The sequence below is a fragment of the Sinomonas notoginsengisoli genome (assembly GCF_021554725.1).
Taxonomy (GTDB): domain Bacteria; phylum Actinomycetota; class Actinomycetes; order Actinomycetales; family Micrococcaceae; genus Sinomonas; species Sinomonas notoginsengisoli.
The window spans coordinates 1,010,088-1,024,791 of sequence record NZ_JAIZDP010000001.1; the positions used below are offsets into that span (position 1 = coordinate 1,010,088).

General features: G+C 70.8%; 14 protein-coding genes. 5 read left to right on the top strand and 9 right to left on the bottom strand.

Annotated features, from left to right (window positions below):
* Positions 1-6 precede the first annotated feature (6 nt).
* Positions 7-129: a ribosomal protein bL36 gene (locus LF262_RS04690; RefSeq protein ID WP_235779075.1), complete on the bottom strand. Its 123-nt coding sequence runs from the start codon at positions 127-129 to the stop codon at positions 7-9.
* An 83-nt stretch (positions 130-212) separates the two neighbouring features.
* On the opposite strand from LF262_RS04690, the gene LF262_RS04695 reads away from it, so the two are divergent.
* From LF262_RS04695 to LF262_RS04705, 3 genes are all read left to right on the top strand, one after another.
* Positions 213-1,898: an acyl-CoA dehydrogenase family protein gene (locus LF262_RS04695; protein WP_235779076.1), complete on the top strand. Its 1,686-nt coding sequence runs from the start codon at positions 213-215 to the stop codon at positions 1,896-1,898.
* Between the two features lie 85 nt (positions 1,899-1,983).
* Complete coding sequence (locus LF262_RS04700; RefSeq protein WP_235779306.1) at positions 1,984-3,138, top strand: glutamate--cysteine ligase; 1,155 nt, start codon at positions 1,984-1,986, stop codon at positions 3,136-3,138.
* Entirely contained in the window at positions 3,135-3,305 is a 171-nt protein-coding gene (locus LF262_RS04705; protein ID WP_235779077.1) for a hypothetical protein, read from the top strand. The genes LF262_RS04700 and LF262_RS04705 overlap by 4 nt, the downstream gene beginning before the upstream one ends.
* A gap of 25 nt (positions 3,306-3,330) precedes the next feature.
* On the opposite strand, the gene LF262_RS04710 is transcribed toward LF262_RS04705, so the two are convergent.
* The 6 genes from LF262_RS04710 to alr form a co-directional block, all read right to left on the bottom strand.
* Positions 3,331-4,260 (bottom strand): type IV toxin-antitoxin system AbiEi family antitoxin, encoded by a 930-nt coding sequence (locus LF262_RS04710; protein WP_235779078.1) that lies wholly within the window; start codon positions 4,258-4,260, stop codon positions 3,331-3,333.
* 158 nt (positions 4,261-4,418) lie between these two features.
* Positions 4,419-5,498, bottom strand: coding sequence for a tRNA (adenosine(37)-N6)-threonylcarbamoyltransferase complex transferase subunit TsaD (tsaD, locus tag LF262_RS04715; RefSeq protein ID WP_235779079.1), 1,080 nt, complete (start codon positions 5,496-5,498; stop codon positions 4,419-4,421).
* Complete coding sequence (gene rimI, locus LF262_RS04720; protein ID WP_235779307.1) at positions 5,495-5,995, bottom strand: ribosomal protein S18-alanine N-acetyltransferase; 501 nt, start codon at positions 5,993-5,995, stop codon at positions 5,495-5,497. The genes tsaD and rimI overlap by 4 nt, the downstream gene beginning before the upstream one ends.
* 35 nt (positions 5,996-6,030) lie before the next feature.
* Positions 6,031-6,714, bottom strand: coding sequence for a tRNA (adenosine(37)-N6)-threonylcarbamoyltransferase complex dimerization subunit type 1 TsaB (gene tsaB / locus LF262_RS04725; protein ID WP_235779080.1), 684 nt, complete (start codon positions 6,712-6,714; stop codon positions 6,031-6,033).
* On the bottom strand, positions 6,711-7,340 hold the full coding sequence (gene tsaE, locus LF262_RS04730) for a tRNA (adenosine(37)-N6)-threonylcarbamoyltransferase complex ATPase subunit type 1 TsaE (protein ID WP_372462736.1): 630 nt from the start codon (positions 7,338-7,340) through the stop codon (positions 6,711-6,713). Before tsaE ends, tsaB begins: the two co-directional genes overlap by 4 nt.
* A 14-nt stretch (positions 7,341-7,354) precedes the next feature.
* Positions 7,355-8,533: an alanine racemase gene (alr, locus tag LF262_RS04735; RefSeq protein WP_235779081.1), complete on the bottom strand. Its 1,179-nt coding sequence runs from the start codon at positions 8,531-8,533 to the stop codon at positions 7,355-7,357.
* A gap of 149 nt (positions 8,534-8,682) precedes the next feature.
* Here alr and mshA point away from each other — a divergent pair, with 149 nt between their 5' ends.
* On the top strand, positions 8,683-9,903 hold the full coding sequence (gene mshA, locus LF262_RS04740) for a D-inositol-3-phosphate glycosyltransferase (protein ID WP_235779309.1): 1,221 nt from the start codon (positions 8,683-8,685) through the stop codon (positions 9,901-9,903).
* A gap of 94 nt (positions 9,904-9,997) precedes the next feature.
* Positions 9,998-11,713, top strand: a complete 1,716-nt coding sequence (locus LF262_RS04745; protein WP_235779082.1) for a formate--tetrahydrofolate ligase — start codon at positions 9,998-10,000, stop codon at positions 11,711-11,713.
* 188 nt (positions 11,714-11,901) lie between these two features.
* Here the strand turns inward: LF262_RS04745 and LF262_RS04750 are convergent, their stop codons facing one another.
* Together LF262_RS04750 and LF262_RS04755 are read right to left on the bottom strand one after the other, a co-directional pair.
* On the bottom strand, positions 11,902-13,320 hold the full coding sequence (locus LF262_RS04750) for an FAD-binding oxidoreductase (RefSeq protein ID WP_235779083.1): 1,419 nt from the start codon (positions 13,318-13,320) through the stop codon (positions 11,902-11,904).
* 182 nt (positions 13,321-13,502) lie between these two features.
* Positions 13,503-14,588 carry an inositol-3-phosphate synthase gene (locus tag LF262_RS04755; protein ID WP_235779084.1) on the bottom strand — a complete coding sequence of 362 codons (1,086 nt, stop codon included), beginning with the start codon at positions 14,586-14,588 and terminating at the stop codon, positions 13,503-13,505.
* Positions 14,589-14,704 lie beyond the last annotated feature (116 nt).

The following is a 14,704-nucleotide window of genomic DNA, read 5'->3' on the forward strand; positions in this document are numbered from 1 at the left end:
GGGAGCTCAGCCTTGGCGCGCCTTCATGCGCGGATTCTTCCTGTTGATCACGAACGCCTTCCCGCGGCGACGGACCACCTGCGCCCCTGCGGCCTTCTTGAGCGAACGCAGCGAATTGCGGACCTTCATGGTGCTCCTTTCCTCGATTCATGAGAACCATTCTTATCCAACGCCATCTGGCCCCCGATGATTCCCGGGTGTGCAATGGGACCATGCACGCCAATCAGGCACCGCCCCGCACCGACGTCGACGAGTTCTCGGCCAACGCCGCGCTCGTCGACGGGATCCGGCGCCACGGGGCAACCTGGGCATCTGGCGAGCTCGCCGCGATCGGGCGCCTCGTTGGCTCCCGCCAGTTCGCCGAGAATGCGCGCCTCGCCAACGAGTGCCCGCCCGTGCTGAACGCACTGGACCGCTGGGGCGAGAGCCTCGACGAAGTCAAGTACCACCCGGCGTACCACCACGTCATCGCGGATGCGGTCGCGCACGGCGCCCACACGTCCTCGTGGGCGGACCCGAGGCCAGGGGCCCACGTGGCGAGGGCGGCCGCGTTCATGCTGTTCGCGCAGATCGAACCGGGCCACGCGTGCCCCATCTCGATGACGCACGCCGCCGTCCCCGCCCTGTCGCGGCAGCCCGACGTCGCCCGCGTGTGGCTGCCGCACCTCTACGGCGACGGCTACGAACCACGGCTCATACGCGCCGCGGACAAGCCCGGCGCGCTCGTGGGCATGGCCATGACCGAGCGGCAGGGAGGGTCAGACGTGCGGACCAGCACCACCGCCGCGCGCGCCCTCGGCGACGGCACGGCGCTCATCACCGGGGCCAAGTGGTTCTGCTCGGCTCCCATGAGCGACGCGTTCCTCGTGCTCGCCCAGGAGCCCGAGGGACTCTCATGCTTCCTCGTGCCACGCGTGCTGGAGGACGGCGCGCGTAACCCGTTCCGCCTCGTGCGGCTCAAGTCGAAGCTCGGGAACCGGGCCAACGCGTCCGCTGAGGTGGAATTCGAGGACACGCGCGGCTGGCGGCTCGGCGAGGCCGGGCGCGGGGTGCGGACCATCATCGACATGGTCCACGAGACCCGCCTCGACTGCATCCTCGGCACCGCGGCCGGAATGCGCCAGGCAGTCGCCGAGGCCGTGTGGCACGCGCGGCATCGGCGGGCCTTCGGGCGGGTCCTCGCGGACCAGCCCGCCATGGCCGGGGTCCTGGCGGACCTCGCGCTGGAGTACGAGGCCGCTCTGGCACTGGGGCTGCGGCTGGCCGCGGCGGACGACGTCGTGTGGGCGCCGCCGGTGCCACCGGCTACCGCCTCGGGGGACTCGCCGTCGCCCATCCCTGTCCAGGCAGGGTCGACGGGCGCCCGGCGGGAGCGTGCGTTCGGCAGGATCGCGACGGCGGTGGGCAAGTACTGGGTGTGCAAGCGCGGGCCCGCGCACGCCGCCGAAGCCCTCGAGTGCCTCGGCGGCAACGGGTACACCGAGGACTTCCCCCTCGCCATGCGCTACCGGGAGCAGCCGGTCATGGCCATCTGGGAAGGGTCCGGGAACGTGGTCGCACTCGACGTGCTGCGGGCCCTCGCCCGCGAGCCCGACTCCGCCGAGGCGCTCGCGGAGGAGCTCGAACGACATCGCGGCACCGACCCCGCCCTCGACGCCCACCTCGAACAGGCCCTGGCCCTCATGGCCGATGCCGCGCGCGAACCCGAGGAAGCACAGGCCTGGGCCCGACGGCTCGCGGAGGCACTGGCAGTCGCGCTGCAGGCGACCCTCCTGCTCGACGGGGATCCCGCCGTGGCAGAGGCCTTCATTGCCGCCCGGCTCGGGCCCGGACGCAGCCTCGGCTACGGGTGCCTGCCGGATTCCGCCCGTGTGGAAGAGATCCTTTCGCGGGCGTGAAGGCCCGGAAGCACGCGCTCGGGCCGTAAACTGGGACCACTCGTGCACACAGCCGGCCGCAGCCGGCCAGATTCGGGGGTATCCACTGGAGATCGACTTCGCGCCGTCAGAGCAGTCCACGATCGGACTCGAATGGGAGATGGCCCTCGTGGACAAACACGGCGGCGAGCTCGTGTCCCTCGCGCCCCAGGTCCTCGAGCGCCTCGCTGCAGAGCACCCCGAGCTCTTCGGCGATGTCCCCAGGATCCATCAGGAACTCCTGCTCAACACCCTGGAGCTCGTCACGGGTGTCCACCGCACCGTCGCAGAGGCCACAGCGGATTTAGGCGAGTCCCTTGCCGCGGTGCGGAGCATCACCGACCGGATCGGGGTGGAGCTCTTCTCCGCGGGCAGCCACCCGTTCAGCCAGCCGCGACTACAGCCGGTCACCGACAAGGAGCGGTACGCGAAGCTGATCGACCGAACGCAGTGGTGGGGCCGCCAGATGGTGATCTACGGCGTGCACGTGCACGTGGGCCTCGACCGGCGCGACAAGGCCATGCCCGTCCTCGACGCGCTCGTGAACTACTTCCCGCATTTCCAGGCGCTCTCCGCATCGAGCCCCTTCTGGAGCGGAGAGGACACGGGATACGCGTCCCAACGCGCCCTCATGTTCCAGCAGCTGCCCACGGCGGGGCTTCCGTTCCAGTTCCCCGACTGGGCCGGATTCGAGCACTACGTCGACGACATGCTCGAGACCGGGGTGATTGATCTCATCAATGAGATCCGGTGGGACATCCGCCCCGTCCCGCGGTTGGGCACCATTGAGATGCGCGTGTGCGACGGCCTCTCCACGCTCGAGGAGATCGGCGCGATCGGTGCCCTCACCCAGTGCCTCGTCGAGGAGGCGTCCCGCTCGCTCGACGCCGGACGGCCCATCCCGACCATGCCGCCGTGGAATGTCCAGGAGAACAAGTGGCGCGCGGCGCGGTATGGCCTCGACGCGATCATCATCCTCGACGCCGCGTGCAACGAGAAGCTCGTCACCGAGCACCTCGCCGAGACGATCGAGCGGCTCGCGCCGATCGCGGAGGACCTGGGCTGCGCCTCGCAGCTGTATGACCTCGAGGGCATCATGAGGCGGGGCGCCGGGTACCAGCGGCAGCGCCGGGTGGCTGAGGCCCACGGGGGCGACCTGCGCGCCGTCGTGCTCGAGGAGGCCCGGCTCATGCGCGAGGGCTACGCCCCGGCCGACGCGTGAGCGCCCGCAAACGTCGGTCACCCGCGCGGATCGTGCTCGTCCTGGTGGTTGTGGCGGTGGTCCTGGCCGTGACGTCCCACCTTCAGGCAGCGCTCTGGGTGGCCGGCGGGGCGGGCGTCTACGCGGCGGTGGAGTGGATTCTGGCCCGAAGCCTGCGCGGGCGTTAGGCCCCTCCGCGCCGTCAGGCACAATTCACGCAGTATGTAGCCTCGAAAAGCGCGGTTCCGGCGGTGAATTGCCTCTGGCGGGCCGGTCAGCCACGTCTGCCACGACCTCGCCGATCCATTCCCTCTCGAACATCACGTGCTCCCAGCTGAATCGCAGGAGCGCGCAGCCTGCCCTGACGAGTTCGTTGTAGCGCGTGCAGTCCCTGTGCAGCGCTTGCCTGCCGCCGTGCCATTCGAAGCTGTCAGCCTCGGCAACCAGCCATACCCACCGCGACCCCCTGGAAAGGGTCCGTGCGAGGTCGACCCGGCGGTCTGTGCCGCCAGCGCGGATCACGACCTGTGGCTTCATGGGCACCCCGGCCTCGATGCAGGCAGCGCGAAGGCCCGATTCGAAGGCGTTCGCCGCCCGCCCGTCCATGTGCTCGAGTACGCGCTGCTGAGCGCTTCGGTTCCGTCCCACCCAGATTGCCGCCGCCGAAACCAGCTCGTCACGGGAGACGAGACCCATGCGGAGGCCCGAGTCCGCGATGGCGAGGCCCTCCGCAAAGGGCAGGGCAGCTGCGCAGTCGAGCACCGTGCGCGCTGCCGATGTGGCGAAGACCTCGCCCTGGCGTACGAGGTCCTGCGCCGGCAGCAGCCGTCGACGGGTCGACACGCCCGAGCGCTTGATTGCCCGACGCTCGCGCGGCACGGCGAGTTCGACCACCTTCGGACGGTGCAGGACGCCCATGCCATGCGCGAGCGCGGCCGACCGAAGGCAGAGCACACCGCTGGACTCGAGCGCGGTGTGCTCCGCTTCGCCGAGGCTCGCGAGTGCATAGACTCCGCGCACTGATCGGATGATCGTGCCATCGGCGACAGCGCGCGCGATCTGGCGCTTGCTGAACGACCGCCGAAGCAGCTGGGTGCGCGCGCTGCCGCCGCGCATCGCGAGAAGGTCCATGATGGCCGTCATAGCGCCATCGTTCCGGAATCCTCGCCCGCGGGTAGGCATCCGCGACGCTATGTGGACAGGCTTCGGCCGTCTGTTCCCGTCCCGCCGGACACAACTCGGGACGGGTCCCTGCGGATCCACGTCGATACGCGCATGAAGTGTGCCTGAGGGGCCGCCTGCTACACGCTCACGGTGGTGACGGGGAGCGAGGACTCCGGCGCGAAGTCGAGGCCGCTCGGGTCTCCGCCGTCCATGATCACCCGCGCGGCGAGGGCGGCGACCATGGCCCCGTTGTCCGTGCAGAGGGAGAAGTCCGGCACGGCCAGCGAGATCCCGGCTTCCTCGCACCGCTGACGCGTGAGCTCGCGGAGCCTCGAATTTGCCGCCACGCCCCCGCCCAGGAGCAGGTTCCGGATGCCCTGCTCGCGGCAGGCGAGGACGGCCTTGGAGGTGATCACATCCGCCACGGCCTGCTGGAAGGACGCCGCGACGTCCGCCACGGGGACGGGTTCGCCCGCCGCCTCGAACTGCTCGACGCAGCGCGCCACAGCGGTCTTGAGCCCGGAGAAAGACCAGTCGTAGCGGTGTGGCCCGGGCTCCTCCGCGGTGCCCATGTACTTCGGCTGGGTCAGTCCGCGCGGGAACCGCACAGCCCTCGGGTTGCCCCGCCGTGCGAGCCTGTCGATCACCGGCCCGCCCGGGTATCCAAGGCCGAGCAGGCGGGCCACCTTGTCGTATGCCTCTCCGGCGGCGTCGTCGATCGTGGAGCCGAGGAGTTCGACGTCCCCGGCGATGTTCCGGACCCGCAGCACCTCGGTGTGCCCGCCGGAGACCAGCAGCGCGCCGAGGTGCTCAGGCAACTCGCCGCCGTAGACACCGCGATCGAGCAGGCCCACACCCACGTGCGCCACGAGGTGGTTCACGGCGTAGAGCGGTTTGCCGGTCGCCACCGCGAGCGCCTTCGCACCGCACACACCCACCATGAGCGCGCCGGCCAGGCCGGGCCCGGACGTGACGGCCAGCGCGTCGATGTCGTCGAGGGTCACGCCTGCCGTGTCGAGCGCCTCACGCAGGCTCGGCACGAGGGCGTCGAGGTGGGCCCGCGAGGCGATCTCGGGGATGACACCGCCGAAGCGGACGTGCTCATCCATCGAGGACGAGACTGTGTTGGCCAGCAGCGTTGTGCCGCGCACAATGCCCACGCCGGTCTCGTCGCACGAGGACTCGATGCCCAGGACCAGCGGCTCCCGGCGGTTCATACGTTCTCCCCTTCTGACGCAGCGCCGGGCGCGGGCGCAACGCCGGGCGCGGGCTCGGCCTCACCGAGAGGCAGCTGCATGATGAGCGCGTCGGCGCCGTCCCGGTAGTAGTGCCTGCGGGTGTGGATATGGCTGAAGCCGAAGCGCCGGTAGAGTGCCTGAGCCCGCGGATTGTCGGCACGGACCTCGAGCAGAACGTCCTCGGCACCCCGACGGCGTGCCTCCCCGATGAGCTCGGTCAGGAGAGCCGACCCGATGCCCCGGCCCTCGTATTCGGGCACGACGGCGATCGTCTGGACATCCGCAATCGGCTCGACGCACATGAGTCCCGCGTAGGCCACAATCCGGCGCCCCTCGGGGACCTCGGCCTCCGCGACGCAGTAGCGCCGTGTCTCGGACTGGCGGATCTCCTCCCGGAACATCTGCTCGGGCCATGCGTCGATGGGGAACAGGAGGCGCTCGAGCGCATGGACCGCGGGCACATCGCCCTCCGTCATCTCCCGGAGCACGACGCCGGGTGGCAGCTTCGCGCTCACAGCGCCCTCTTCCGGGGGCCCGGCACCTGGGCATCGGACTCGCGGAGGTACAGCGGGGTGGTGTCGCGCAGCGGTGTGCCGGCTGCGAGGCGGGAGGCGGCGCTGAGGCCGAGCGAGGCGGCGGTCGGCTGGGCGGAGTCGAAGCCCGGCGCGACGCTCGCCCCGGCATCCTCGAGCTGCGACGGGTAGAGGGCCGCCCCGGCACCGTACACGGGCAGGCCAGGGACGCGGCCCGGCGCGGTGACGTGAGGTCCGTCCAGGACGGTGCCGTCATTGGCGTAGCGGGCCCAGTAGAGCTCCTTGCGCCGGGCGTCGATGGCGACGAGGAATTCGGATCCGCCGGCTCCGACCGCCGTGACGTCCCATGCGAGCGCGTCCAGGCTCATCATCCCGTCCAGCGGCACGCCCCACGCGAATGCGAGCGCGCGCCCGGTCACGATCCCGGAGCGCAGGCCGGTGAAGGGACCCGGACCTACGCCGACCACGATCCTGGCGATGTCCCTGCCCGTGAGTTCCTGCTCCGCGAGCAGCGCCCGGATTCCGGGGGCGAGCACCTCGGCGTGGGATCTCGTGTCCTCGGTGGCGAAGGAGGCCAGGACCGCGGCGTCCCGGAAGGACTCGTGGCAACGGATGAGGGCAGCGGATGCGATAGCGGAGGTGTCGATGGCCAGGATGATCACTGGGGCGCCTCCTGGCCTTCAGCGGGCGGTTCGCCGGCGTTCAGCGGAGCCGGGACAGCGTCCGGATTGACGCGCTCTACCGCGGGCCAGCGGATCTCGGGGTGCCCGGTCCAGCGGGGGCCGTAGGCGCGGATCAGTACGAGGCGCGGCTCGTCGTCGTCCTCCGTGTCGAAGTCGAGTGTGGGACCGGAGGGAGCAGCGGCCGCCCTCGCGCGGCGGAGCTCGATGTCGAGGCGGCTGTCGGAGAGGTCCTCGACGAGCCCTCGGCCCCACTCCACGACCGTCACGGCCGCGTCCGCCCAGTTCTCGAGGTCGAGGTCCGAGAGCTCGCCGTGCCCGGAAAGGCGGTACGCGTCGACGTGGACCAGGTCGGGACCGCCGGGCCGCGGGCCGTGGATCAGGTTCGGGTGGATGCGGACCAGGACGAAGGTCGGGGAGATGATGCCGGGCTGCACGCCGAGCCCTTCGCCGAGCCCTTGGGTGAAGGTGGTCTTGCCCGCGCCGAGCTCGCCGGTGAGGACCACGAGGTCCCCGGCTGCCAGCACATCAGCGAGCGCCGCGCCGAGCGCACGGGTCTGCTCCGCCATCGTGGGAGCGAAGGCGATCTCCCACTCGGGTGCGCCCAGGGGTGGGCGACCGTTCACAGGTCCTCCCCGAGGTAGATCCTCGGCACTCGCTGGCTGATGCGCGTCACGATCTCATAGTTGATGGTCCCTGTGGCGCGCGCCCAGTCGTCGGCGGTTGGCCCGCCGTCGGCTCCCGTGCCGAACAGCACGGCCTCGGCGCCGACCAGCAGCTCGGGGTCGGCGTCGGGGCCGAGGTCGACGACGACCTGGTCCATGGCGACCCGTCCCGCGACGGGATACGTGCGGCCGCCGACCCGGACGGGCCCGCGCTCGGAAGTGCGCGGCACCCCGTCGGCGTAGCCGAGCGGGACGAGGGCGAGAGTGCACGGGGACGCCGTCCGGTAGGTCAAGCCGTAGCTCACCCCCTGCTCGGCCGGGACGCGCTTGGCCTGCGAGAGGGTGGCGCGCAGGGTCATCGCGGGGCGGAGGCCGAGGTCCAGGGAGGACTGGTCGATGAACGGGGAGAGGCCGTAGATCGAGATGCCGGCGCGCACGAGGTCGAAGTGGGCGTCCGGGCGGGAGAAGACGGCCGGCGAGTTGGCGATGTGGCGCATCTCGAGGTCGCAGCCGGCGTCCTCGGCAACGGCGATCGCCTCACGGAATGCGTCGAGCTGGGCGTCGGTCTCGGGGCGCTCGGGCTCGTCGGCCACGGCAAGGTGGCTGAAGACGCCGACCACGCGCAGGAGGCCTTCGTCCTGGTACTCGACGGCCTCCCCCACCACGGACTCCCAGCGGTCGGCGGTCACGCCGTTGCGTCCCAGGCCGGTGTCGATCTTGAGGTGCACCCGTGCGGGGCGCTCCTGCTCACGGGCGGCCGCGACGATCCGCTCGAGCTCCCAGCCCGAGCAGCCCAGGTCGATGCCGGCGGCGACGGCCGCGGAGAAGTTCGAATCCGGGGTGTGCAGCCACGCGAGCATGGGGGCGTCGACGCCGGCGGCGCGCAGCCCGAGGCCCTCGCTGATGTGCGCCACACCGAGCCACGAAGCACCCGCCTCGAGCGCAGCCCGGGCCACCTGCACGGCGCCGTGGCCGTAGCCGTCCGCCTTCACCACGGCCATGACCCTCGCGGGCGCAGCGACCTTGCGTACCACGCCCACGTTGTGGCGGATGGCGTCGAGGTCCACCACGGCGGCACGCTCGGGCAGTCGGACGGCGGGCAGGGTGGAATTGGGTGCGGCAGGCTCCGAAGTCACCCCACGAGTGTACTCGGGGCGCACGACGCCGCCGGTTCGGCTCGTGGGCGACGCCCCACCTTGCGCGACCGCACGGCGCCGAAACGGTACGCGGCCGGGCATCCCCGCCACGTAGCCTTGGGAGCGTGCAGCACCATGACCGCGTGGCGATGATCTCCCTTCACACGTCCCCGCTCGAGCAGCCCGGCGCCGGGGATGCGGGCGGCATGAACGTCTACGTGTCCCACCTTGCGCGCGCGCTGGCCGCGAGTGGCGTGGGCGTGGACATCTACACACGTGCCACAGATGCAGAGCAGCCCGAGACGGTGCCGCTGGCCGAAGGCGTCCTGGTCCACCACGTCGCGGCCGGTCCCCGCCGCCGGCTCGCCAAGGAGCAGATGCCCCCGCTTGTCGAGGAGTTCGCCGCCGCGACGCTCGAGCGTTGCCGCAGGGCACCGGCCGCGTCGCGGATCGTCCACAGCCACTACTGGGTCTCTGGGCTGGCCGGGCTGGAGGTGGCGGGCGAGCTGGGCGTGCCCCTCGTGCACACGATGCACACCATGGCCCGGGTCAAGAACCTGCACCTCGCCGCGGGGGACGTGCCCGAGCCGAGCAACCGAGAGCGCGGCGAGCAGCGCCTGGCCGACGAGGCCGCGTGGTTCACCGCCAACACCGCGGCGGAGCGGGACGAGCTGGTGCGGCACTATGGCGTCGACGACGACCGGATCGATGTCGTGTCCCCCGGAGTGGATCTCGAGGTGTTCCGTCCCGCGTTCCGGGCTGCGTCCCGCGCGGGCAGGAGGATCGCGCGGGATACCTTCCATGTGCTCTTCGCGGGGCGGATCCAGCGGCTCAAGGGGCCGCAGGTGCTCGTGGCGGCCGCCGGCGCGCTGCGGCGTCGGCGGCCGGACATCCCGCTGCGGGTCTCGATCGTGGGTGCACCGAGCGGCTCCGCGGGCCTGGACCTGGACCTGCTCGCGCAGGCGGAGGGGCTCGGCGGCGTGGTGCATCGCCTGCCGCCGGTTCCGGCGGCCGAGCTCGCACAGTGGTACCGGGCCGCGGACGTGGTGGCGATGCCGAGCTTCTCGGAGTCGTTCGGGCTCGTGGCGCTCGAGGCCCAAGCATGCGGAACGCCTGTCGCGGCTGCGCGCGTGGGTGGGCTGACGCGTGCGGTGTGCGATGGGCGTACCGGCTTCCTCGTGGACGGGCACGAGCCCTCGGCCTGGGCCGCGGTGCTCGAACAGCTGTACGACGATCCCGAGACCCGGGGGGACCTCGGCCGCGCTGCGTCGATCTACGCGGAGCGCTTCGGCTGGGAGCAGACCGCCGAGGGCACGCGCGCCGCCTACCGTACGGCGCTGCACGAGCGGACGGCGGTCCGGCTGGCCTGACGCGCTTTGCTGGGGTCCCACTGGGTGGTGCTTGCGCGGCGGGGAGGGCCAAAGACATGCTTCACATCTCGGGGCTGCGCGATAGGGTGGCGCCATGACCGCTCAGGCATCGTCGCCCAGCGCCAGCGCCAAGGGCTCCCCCGTCCCCAGCGACCTCGAGATCGCCCGCGCGGCGACGCTGCGTCCCATCGAGGAGGTGGCGGCAGAGGCAGGGATTCCCGCCGACGCCCTCGAGCTGTACGGGCGGTACAAGGCCAAGATCGACGTCGGCCGCCTCCCCGAGACGAGCAGGCGCGGCCAGGTCGTCCTCGTCACGGCGATCTCGCCGACGCCGGCCGGCGAGGGAAAGTCCACGCTCACGGTGGGCTTGGCCGATGCCCTGGCGCGCGCGGGCAAACGCGCCATGATCGCCATCCGCGAGCCGAGCCTCGGCCCGATCCTCGGGATGAAGGGCGGTGCGACGGGCGGCGGGCTCTCCCAGGTCCTCCCCATGGAGGACATCAACCTGCACTTCACGGGCGACTTCCATGCGATCACGTCCGCGAACAACGCCCTCTGCGCCCTCATCGACAACCACATCTTCCAGGGGAATGCGCTGGGCATCGACCCGAGGCGCGTGACGTTCAAACGCGTCATGGACATGAACGACCGTTCCCTTCGGGACATCGTGATCGGCCTCGGCGGGCCGGCCCAGGGCGTCCCACGCGAGGCCGGCTTCGACATCACGGTCGCCTCGGAGGTGATGGCGGTGTTCTGCCTCGCGTCCTCGGCGGCGGACCTCAAGGACCGCCTGGGCCGTATCACCTTCGGCTACACCTATGACCGCAAGCCGCTGACGGTCGCTGACCTGGGCGCGGCGGGCGTCATGGCCATGCTCCTCAAGGATGCGATCAAGCCGAACCTGGTGCAGACCATCGCGGGTACACCCGCCCTCGTGCACGGTGGCCCCTTCGCGAACATCGCCCATGGGTGCAACTCGGTGCTCGCGACCACAACCGCGCGGCGTCTCGCGGACATCGTCGTGACCGAGGCGGGCTTCGGGGCAGACCTCGGCGCCGAGAAGTTCATCGACATCAAGTCCCGCGCCGCGGACGTGGCGCCGTCCGCCGTCGTGGTCGTCGCGACGGTGCGGGCGCTGAAGATGCACGGCGGAGTACCCAAGGATTCCCTCACGGGCGAGGACGTGGGCGCCGTCGTGCAGGGCTTCGCCAATCTGGCCCGGCACGTAGAGAATGTGCGCAAGTTCGGGCTCGAGCCGGTGGTGGCCATCAACGAGTTCGTGAGCGACACGCCCGAGGAGCTCGCCGCCGTCGTGCGCCTCTGCCGCGAGGCCAGGGTGCGCGTCGCGGTCGCCGACGTGTGGGGCCGCGGCGGCGGGGGCGACGGCGGCGACGCCCTCGCGCAGGAGGTCCTCGCGGCGCTCGAGACCCCGGGTGCGTGCCGTCAGCTGTACCCGCTCGCGATGAGCGTCGAGGAGAAGATCGCCACCGTGGTCCGCGAGGTCTACCGGGGCGCGGGCGTGGAGTTCTCCGACGCGGCGAAGAAGACCCTGAAGCAGATCCACGAGAACGGCTGGGACAGCCTGCCCGTGTGCATGGCCAAGACGCAGTACTCGTTCTCCGACAACCCGGCACTGCTGGGCGCGCCCGCGGGATTCACGGTGCATGTGCGGGAGCTGTGGCCGCGCACCGGGGCGGGGTTCGTCGTCGCGGTCACAGGCTCGCTCATGACCATGCCGGGCCTCCCGAAGGTACCCGCGGCACTGCGCATGGACCTCGACGACGACGGCCAGGTCGAGGGCCTCTTCTGAGGACCCGGGGGGAGCGCCGGCCGCTTCTTGACCGGCGGGGATCCGGCGGGTCCGACGGTTCGCCCCCCATGAGTCGCGCACCCTCAGTCCGCGAATCGCCGGGCCCAGAATAGTGGAGCTGCCGAGGCGGCGCCAAGGGGCGACTCATAGAGGCCCATGGCAGAACGGGGCGTTGCAGGGACGGGCCCTCAGGCCGGGGCCGGCTCCGCCGGCGCCTCTGCCGCCGCCCCGGCGAGCGCAGGCTTGATGTTCTGGTTGATGTGGAAGAAGTTGTCCGGATCGTACGTGGTCTTCACCGACGCAAGCCGGGCGTAGTTCGCGGCGTAGTTGACCTCGATGCGTCCTTGGTCGTCGGCGTCCTGGAAGTTGATGTACCCGGCGGGCTCGGTGAACTCGTGCAGGGCACGCCAGTAGCTGCGGACCCACGCGATGTTGGCCTCGTTGTCCGCCGGGTTCTCCCACTGGCCTGCGATCACGGGCGCGAATCCCACGGACCGGTACGGGAAGGCGGTCGCATCCGGGGCCACGCGCTGCACGGCGCCGTCGATCGGATAGAAGTGGTTGGCGGTCGCAAGGCTGGGGACCGTGGACCCGTATTCCTGCGCCACGCGCAGGATGTCGTCCGAGAGCTCTTTCGCGAAGTCCGCCTTCCAGTAGCCCTGGAGTCCGGGAGGGTTCCCCTCGTCGAACGCACCGTTGAGGAAGGGGTAGGGCATCGGCGCAACGAGCGAGCCGACCACCGGCCCGGCCTTGAGCACCGGCTGCCAGCGCGCCTCGCCCTCGGCCAGATCGCCTGTCCACATGCCCACGATGAGCGCGACCTGGCGACCGTGCCACTCCTCGGGGATGAACGGCACCGGCGGCGCCTGGTGGTATGCGAAGAACGCGCCGAACTCCTCGGGCTGGGCGGCGATCCAGTCGCGGTAGAACTGTCCGACGGCGAACCCCTCCGAGGCGGGGAAGGCGACGATGCCCACATGGACGATGTCCACGGGGTGCAGCTCGAACTCGAAGGAGGTCACGACGCCGAAGTTGCCGCCGCCTCCGCGCAGTCCCCAGAAGAGGTCGGCGTTCTCCTCGGCGCTCGCCCTCACGAAGGTCCCGTCGGCGAGCACCACATCCGCCGAGACGAGGTTGTCGCACGCGAGCCCGTACTTGCGCGCGAGGAAGCCGATCCCGCCGCCGAGGGTCAGCCCGGCCACTCCGGTCGAGCCGAGGATCCCGCCCGTGCTCGCGAGCCCGAACGCGTGCGTGGCATGGTTGTAGTCGCCCCATGTAGTCCCGGCCTCGGCGCGCGCCCGCTTCGCCGCCGGGTCGACCCAGACGCCGCGGCGGGGCGAGAAGTCGAGGACGAGCGCGCCGTCGGCTGTCCCGAAGCCGGGAGCGCTGTGGCCGCCTCCGCGGATCGCCACGGGCAGCTCGGCATCCCTGGCGAACCGCACGGCGGCGATGACGTCCGCGGTCTGGGAGACACGCAGCACAGCCGCTGGATGCTTGTCGTGCATGCCGTTGAATACGCGGCGAGCGGCGTCGTAGTCCGGGTCGTCGGGCTCGATCACCGTCCCGCGCACGTTCTCGCGGAGCAGGTTGATGGCAGTCGTGGACATGGCCCCTCCCGGGGTTCTCCGAGACCACCTTGTGGCGCCGGCGCCCTCCTGCGCCCTCACCCGGCCACCGCTGATTCCTCCGGTGTACGCCGCGGGCGGGCAGCCGTCAAGGGAAGCACGACGCCGGGCCGGTCACCGCGCGAAGGTGACCGGCCCGGCGTCGTGCTCGCCACTCGGACGGGCTACCGCTCGAGTTCGCCCCGGATGTACGCCTCGACGTCGGCGCGCGCCACATCGTCGGCCTTCTGCACCGGCGGGGACTTCATGAAGTACGCGCTCGGGGATGTCAGCGGACCGCCAATGCCACGGTCGAGGCCGATCTTGGCCGCACGGACAGCGTCGATGATCACGCCCGCCGAGTTGGGCGAGTCCCACACTTCGAGCTTGTACTCGAGCGAAACGGGCGCGTCTCCGAAGTTGCGGCCCTCGAGGCGCACGAACGCCCACTTGCGGTCGTCGAGCCAGGCCACGTAGTCGGACGGGCCAATGTGCACATCGCGCTCGGCGAGCTCGGCCTCGACGTTGGAGGTCACGGCCTGGGTCTTCGAGATCTTCTTGGACAAGAGCCGCTCGCGCTCGAGCATGTTCTTGAAGTCCATGTTGCCGCCTACGTTGAGCTGGTACGTGCGGTCCACGGTCACACCGCGGTCCTCGAACAGCTTCGCGAGAACGCGGTGGGTGATGGTCGCGCCGATCTGGCTCTTGATGTCGTCGCCCACGATCGGCACGCCCGCCTCGGTGAACTTCGCCGCCCACTCCGGGGTACCGGCGATGAAGACGGGCAGCGCGTTGACGAACGCCACGTGTGCATCGATCGCGCACTGGGCATAGAACTTCGCGGCCTTCTCGGAGCCCACCGGGAGGTAGCAGACGAGGACGTCCACGCGGGCCTCGCGGAGGGCGGCGACGACGTCGACCGGCTCCTCCGGGGACTCCTCGATGGTCTCTCGATAGTACTTGCCGAGGCCATCGAGGGTGTGGCCCCGCTGGACGGTGACGCCCGTTGGGGGCACGTCGGTGATCTTAATGGTGTTGTTCTCGCTCGCCACGATCGCGTCGGCGAGGTCGACCCCCACCTTCTTGCCGTCCACGTCGAACGCGGCGACGAACTCGAGGTCGCCAACATGGTAGTCGCCGAACGCCACGTGCATGAGGCCGGGAACTGTCTCCTGCGGGTCAGCGTCGCGGTAGTAGTGCACCCCCTGGACAAGCGAGGCGGCGCAGTTCCCCACACCGACGATGGCAACACGGATCTTGTTATCTGACACAGCACTCCTCATGACGTCGTGGCCGCGGCGCCAGCTGACGCACGTCCTTCGAGAGCCGCGGCACAGATATCCTAACCGCGCCGCCCTCCCCTCCCCGAGACGGATTCCCTAGACTG

Coding starts and splice junctions, on each gene's coding strand:
- LF262_RS04690 (WP_235779075.1), bottom strand. CDS start 129: ATGAAGGTCCGCAATTCGCTGCGTTCGCTCAAGAAGGCCGCAGGGGCG.
- LF262_RS04695 (WP_235779076.1), top strand. CDS start 213: ATGCACGCCAATCAGGCACCGCCCCGCACCGACGTCGACGAGTTCTCG.
- LF262_RS04710 (WP_235779078.1), bottom strand. CDS start 4,260: ATGACGGCCATCATGGACCTTCTCGCGATGCGCGGCGGCAGCGCGCGC.
- tsaD (WP_235779079.1), bottom strand. CDS start 5,498: ATGAACCGCCGGGAGCCGCTGGTCCTGGGCATCGAGTCCTCGTGCGAC.
- rimI (WP_235779307.1), bottom strand. CDS start 5,995: ATGACGGAGGGCGATGTGCCCGCGGTCCATGCGCTCGAGCGCCTCCTG.
- mshA (WP_235779309.1), top strand. CDS start 8,683: ATGATCTCCCTTCACACGTCCCCGCTCGAGCAGCCCGGCGCCGGGGAT.
- LF262_RS04745 (WP_235779082.1), top strand. CDS start 9,998: ATGACCGCTCAGGCATCGTCGCCCAGCGCCAGCGCCAAGGGCTCCCCC.
- LF262_RS04750 (WP_235779083.1), bottom strand. CDS start 13,320: ATGTCCACGACTGCCATCAACCTGCTCCGCGAGAACGTGCGCGGGACG.